This is a genomic window from Microbacterium sp. MRS-1, from assembly GCF_000585455.1.
GTDB lineage: Bacteria > Actinomycetota > Actinomycetes > Actinomycetales > Microbacteriaceae > Microbacterium > Microbacterium laevaniformans.
In genome coordinates this window covers 1-4,566 of record NZ_JAUF01000066.1, presented here as the reverse complement: position 1 = coordinate 4,566, position 4,566 = coordinate 1, and the positions used below count along the sequence as shown (strand labels likewise).

7 protein-coding genes are annotated in these 4,566 nt (G+C 69.6%); 3 read left to right on the top strand and 4 right to left on the bottom strand.

The genetic code is table 11. The features are described from left to right. Positions 1-121: 121 nt before the first annotated feature. Genes mscL through AS96_RS11370 form a run of 3 tightly spaced genes read right to left on the bottom strand, consistent with a single transcriptional unit; the run spans position 122 to position 1,454 of the window. Positions 122-538 (bottom strand): large conductance mechanosensitive channel protein MscL, encoded by a 417-nt coding sequence (mscL, locus tag AS96_RS11380; RefSeq protein WP_036289805.1) that lies wholly within the window; start codon positions 536-538, stop codon positions 122-124. 29 nt (positions 539-567) lie between these two features. Then, a complete protein-coding gene (locus AS96_RS11375) occupies positions 568-837 on the bottom strand; it encodes an FmdB family zinc ribbon protein (RefSeq protein WP_036289803.1) in 270 nt (89 codons plus the stop codon). Positions 838-857: 20 nt separating this feature from the next. Next, the gene (locus AS96_RS11370; protein ID WP_036289801.1) at positions 858-1,454 is read right to left on the bottom strand and encodes a 5-formyltetrahydrofolate cyclo-ligase; all 597 of its coding nucleotides are present in this window, start codon (positions 1,452-1,454) and stop codon (positions 858-860) included. Positions 1,455-1,535: 81 nt separating this feature from the next. On the opposite strand from AS96_RS11370, the gene galU reads away from it, so the two are divergent. From galU to AS96_RS11355, 3 genes are all read left to right on the top strand, one after another. Next, the gene (gene galU, locus AS96_RS11365; protein WP_036289812.1) at positions 1,536-2,414 is read left to right on the top strand and encodes a UTP--glucose-1-phosphate uridylyltransferase GalU; all 879 of its coding nucleotides are present in this window, start codon (positions 1,536-1,538) and stop codon (positions 2,412-2,414) included. A gap of 34 nt (positions 2,415-2,448) precedes the next feature. Next, positions 2,449-3,078: a GNAT family N-acetyltransferase gene (locus AS96_RS11360; protein WP_036289794.1), complete on the top strand. Its 630-nt coding sequence runs from the start codon at positions 2,449-2,451 to the stop codon at positions 3,076-3,078. Between the two features lie 108 nt (positions 3,079-3,186). Further along, the gene (locus tag AS96_RS11355; protein ID WP_036289807.1) at positions 3,187-4,107 is read left to right on the top strand and encodes a hypothetical protein; all 921 of its coding nucleotides are present in this window, start codon (positions 3,187-3,189) and stop codon (positions 4,105-4,107) included. A 44-nt stretch (positions 4,108-4,151) separates the two neighbouring features. Here AS96_RS11355 and AS96_RS15750 read toward each other — a convergent pair whose 3' ends face one another. Beyond that, the gene (locus AS96_RS15750) at positions 4,152-4,352 is read right to left on the bottom strand and encodes a hypothetical protein (protein WP_036289792.1); all 201 of its coding nucleotides are present in this window, start codon (positions 4,350-4,352) and stop codon (positions 4,152-4,154) included. Positions 4,353-4,566: the final 214 nt, after the last annotated feature.

The window sequence follows — 4,566 nt, the reverse complement described above, 5'->3', positions numbered from 1 at the left end:
GTCGCGTCACCGTTCAAGACTCACCCACCGAGGAGCGGAACCTCTTGATCAACACGCCCTAGGGGTGTTTCGACTCGCTGCGCTCGCTCAACGACCGGAAGAGCGACGACGCAAGACGCGCTCAGCGCGCGGCGGAGTTCTTCTCCAGCAGGTCGCGGATCTGGATGAGCAGCTCCTGCTCGGTCGGCAGCTTCTCCTCTTTGTCTTCGGGGACGTCGGCCTTGGCGGCCTGATGCTCTTTCCACGCGTTCATCGGGAACACGAACACGAAGTAGACCACGATCGCCACCGCGAGGAAGCTGATGAGCGCGCTGACCAGGTCGCCGATCGGGAAGGTGACCGTTCCGCCCCAGACCGCGGGAACCGGGATGCCGGGAACACCGTTGTCGCCCGGCTTCCAGAACACCTCGATGAGCGGGGTGATGATGGACGCCACGATCGCGTTCACGACGGCGGTGAATGCGGCACCGATCACGACAGCGACCGCGAGGTCGATGACGTTGCCGCGCATGATGAAGTCTTTGAAGCCTTTGATCACGGTTCCTCCGATTCTCCGGCGTGCGCCGGTCACGACCCCGACGAAGCGGGCGAGGACTTCGCCTCGGACTTCGATGATGTCGAAGTCGATGCCCCCGCGCCAGCGGCCGCGCCGGAGGTGGACGAGCGGGAGTCGGTGCGGTAGAAGCCGGAGCCGTTGAAGGTCACGCCGACGGTTCCGTACTGCTTGCGCAAAGCGCCGCCGCATTCGGGACACTGCGTCAACGCGGCATCCGAGAACGACTGCACGGCATCGAAGCGGTGTCCGCACTGCGTGCAGGCATAGGCGTAGGTGGGCATGGTGTCCTCCGGGAAGGGGCTCAGCGTCGCGGCGACGCGAGGTCGACGGTGCGGGTGGGGGTGACGACACCGGTGACCGGCTGGTCGTGGAGGTCGCGGGGGACCTCGTCCAGCAGTTCGGTGTCGAAGACGACGGCGTAGACGGGCGGGCAGTGCTGCATCGAACCGAGGGTCTTGTCGAAGTAGCCCCGCCCCCAGCCGAGGCGCATACCGGTGCGATCGACGGCGGCGGCGGGGATCACCAGCAGATCGACGTCGTTGACGGCCAGCGGGCTCAGCACCTCGCCGACCGGTTCGGGCAGGCCGAACAGCCCCTCGGCGATATCGGCGCCGGGCTCGGCGACGACCCAGTCGAGAAGGCCGTCGGCGCGGGTGATGGGCAGCAGCACGCGGATGCCGCGCTCGACGGCGTCGGCCACGAACTCGTGGGTGCCCGGCTCGGTCGGAGCCGACAGGAAGCAGGAGATCGAGCGCGCGCCGGTGCGGGCGATCAGCGCGTCGAGCTGCGCCTTGACGCCGGCGGCGTCGGCGGTGCGCATCGCCTCGGAGCGCTGCTGACGGCGCTCGCGCAGGTCGGCGCGCAGCGCCCGCTTCGCGTCGTCGATGCCGTCGGTCATGGTCCGATTGTAGGCGGCGCACCGACATGCACGGCCGAGACCGTTACGGGTGTGGCGGCGCGCGCCGGTAAGGTGTGGGTCATGTCAGCTCCTGCGATCAAGGCCGTCATCCCCGCTGCGGGGCTCGGCACGAGGTTCCTTCCCGCCACCAAGGCGATGCCGAAGGAGATGCTCCCCGTCGTCGACAAGCCGGCGATCCAGTACGTCGTCGAAGAAGCGGTCGCGGCGGGCATCGATGACGTGCTGATCATCCTGGGGCGCAACAAGAACAACATTTCCAACCACTTCGACTCGGTGCCCGAGCTCGAGTCGAACCTGCTCACCAAGGGTGCCCACGACAAGCTCCTCAGCGTTCAGCGCTCGACCGAGCTCGCCGACATCCACTTCGTCCGCCAGGGTGAGCCGAAGGGCCTCGGGCACGCCGTGTTGCGCGCCCGTCACCACGTCGGCGACGCGACCTTCGCGGTCATGCTCGGTGACGACCTGATCGACGAGCGCGACGAGCTGCTCTCGAAGATGCTGGCGGTGAACGCGGCATCCGGCCTCACGGTCATCGCGCTCATGGAGGTCGACCCCGACCAGATCCACCTGTACGGCGCCGCCGCCGTCGAGTCGACCGACGATCCCGATGTCGTCCGCGTCACGGGGCTCGTCGAGAAGCCGAAGAAGGAGGACGCCCCCTCCAACTACGCCGTCATCGGGCGGTACGTCCTCACCCCCGGCGTCTTCGACATCCTCGAGCGCACCGAGCCGGGCAAGGGGGGCGAGATTCAGCTGACCGATGCACTGCAGGAGCTGGCCGTCACCGACGGCGTGTTGGGCGTCGTGTTCCGCGGTCGCCGCTATGACACCGGCGATAGGGTGGACTACATCAAGGCCATCGTGCAGCTGGCCGCCGACCGCGACGATCTCGGTCCGGAGCTGCGACCGTGGTTGAAGGACTTTGCGGAGAAGCTCTGACGCTGATCCTGAGCGGCGGACATGAGGGGTGCCGATGGAACTGACGGCTCCCCGTGAGCACGGTCCGATCGCGATCCGACTCATCAAGCAGCGAGACGCGCGCGTGCTGCAGTCGGAGTTGATGAGCAACCGCTCGTGGCTGCGGCCGTGGGAGGCGACGAGCCCCGACGGGCCCGTCTCGTTCGATATGCGCCTCGGCATCCGTCGCCTGCTGCAGCAGTACCGCGACGGCGGCGGCGTGCCTTTCGTGATGGAGTACGACGGCGAGCTCGCCGGACAGCTGAACGTCTGGGGGATCGCCCGCGGGTCGCTGTCGTCGGCGACGATCGGCTACTGGGTGAGCGAGCGCTTCGCCGGCCGCGGCATCACGCCGACGGCGGTCGCACTGGCCACCGACGTGTGCTTCCGCGAGCTGGGGCTGCACCGCATGGAGATCTGCGTCCGTCCGGAGAATCGGGCGAGTCTGCGGGTCGTCGAGAAGCTGGGCTTCCGTTACGAGGGACTGCGGCGGCGATTCATCCACATCGCGGGCGATTGGCGCGACCACTATGCGTTCGCGCTGGTGCGCGAGGAGGTACCTGAAGGCGTGTTGCAGCGGTGGCTGCAGGGTCGCGCGCCCGAGAGCGCGGCGACCGTGCCGCTCACCGACCGCCCCGGCGGCTGACCCGTCGCAGCGCGGCAGGAGGCCGCGCAACCTTCAGGTTCGACATGAAGGTCAGACACGCGGTCGGATGTCGCCCGATCGCGTCGCCTCGGCACTACCGTGGGGGACATGGGTGGACAGGTTCTCGGCGGCGGCGTGGTCGTCCTCGTCGCCGTGGCGCTGTGGATGATCTACCTTCTGCCATCGTGGCACGGCCGACACCAGTTCAATGCCGCCGAGCGCAACGCGGTGCGGTTGAATCAGGCGCTGCGTGTACTCGCCGAGACCAGTGAGACCCCGCAGGAAGTGCGGCTCGAGCTCAACGCGCGCACGGCGATGGCCCAGCAGCGACTGGCCCGTCAGGCACAGACCGAGCGCGAGCAGGCGGAGCTTGCCCGCGTGCGCGCCGAGCTCGAAGTGACCACGCTCCAGGCCCGCGCCGAGGCTGCTGTCGCGCGTGAGGCTGCGGCTCGTGCGGCGGCTCGCGAGCGCGCGCGACCCGAGATCCGTCGCGCCCAGGCACGCCGCCGCGCGCGTCTTGTCGTGACCCTCATCGCCGTCGCCGCTCTCGCGCTCGGCGCATGGGGCGGTGTGCAGCTGGCCGCGACCGGCGCGCAGCTGTTGCTCTGGCTCGCCGGAGCGCTGTTCGTGGGATGCGCTCTGCTGCTGCAGCGGATGTCACGCATCCAGCGTCGTGCGGTCGTCCGTGAGGCCGTGGCGCCGATCGAGCGCGTCGCGGCCGACGTGCAGGACGTGGCCCTGGATGCCGAGCGCACTTCGTGGGTGCCGCGCGAGCTTCCCCGGCCGCTCACCGCGTCGGCCGGCTCGCGTGCCGCCGCGGTGCTCGACGAGGCGGATGCTCGTGAGGCGCTGCGCCGCAGCGCGGTCGAGGAGGCGATGCGCGCTCGTGCCGAGCGTCAGCGTCCCGTCACGCTGCAGCCGCGACCCGCCGCCCGTGACGACGAGCTGGTCGGCGGCGCGGCCGCGGGTGACGCCGCCATCGAGGCCCATGTGCGCCGCCTGCTGGAGCGTCGCGCCTCCGGTCAGTAGCACCAGTCGGTAAATGCCGGCCGGCGGCACGAGCCCCGTCGGGCTCAGCCGACCAGGAGACGCCCGCGGCCGATGACCACCTCGCGGAGCGGCGTGCGAACGAGTGCGTCCATGGCGTTCTCGGCATCCACGAGCACGATGTCGGCGCGGTCGCCCACCCGCAGGTGATTGGTCGCCAAGCCGGCGAAGGGGGCGGAGTCACCCGTCGCGATGTCGACGACACGGCGAAGGTCCTCGTCGCGCACGATGCCCGACGCGCGGGCGTACTGCCAGGCGATGCCGAGGAGGTCTCCCGTGCCGTAGGGGCTCCACAGGTCGCGGATGCCGTCGGTGCCGAACCGAACGCGACACCGGCCTCATCGAGCTCGTGCAACGGCAGCGGGGGGAGTCGGAGCGGGGCGACGGTCGTCATGGTGACGCCGAGGCCGCCCATTCGTGCGAGCAGGTCGCGACGGCGGG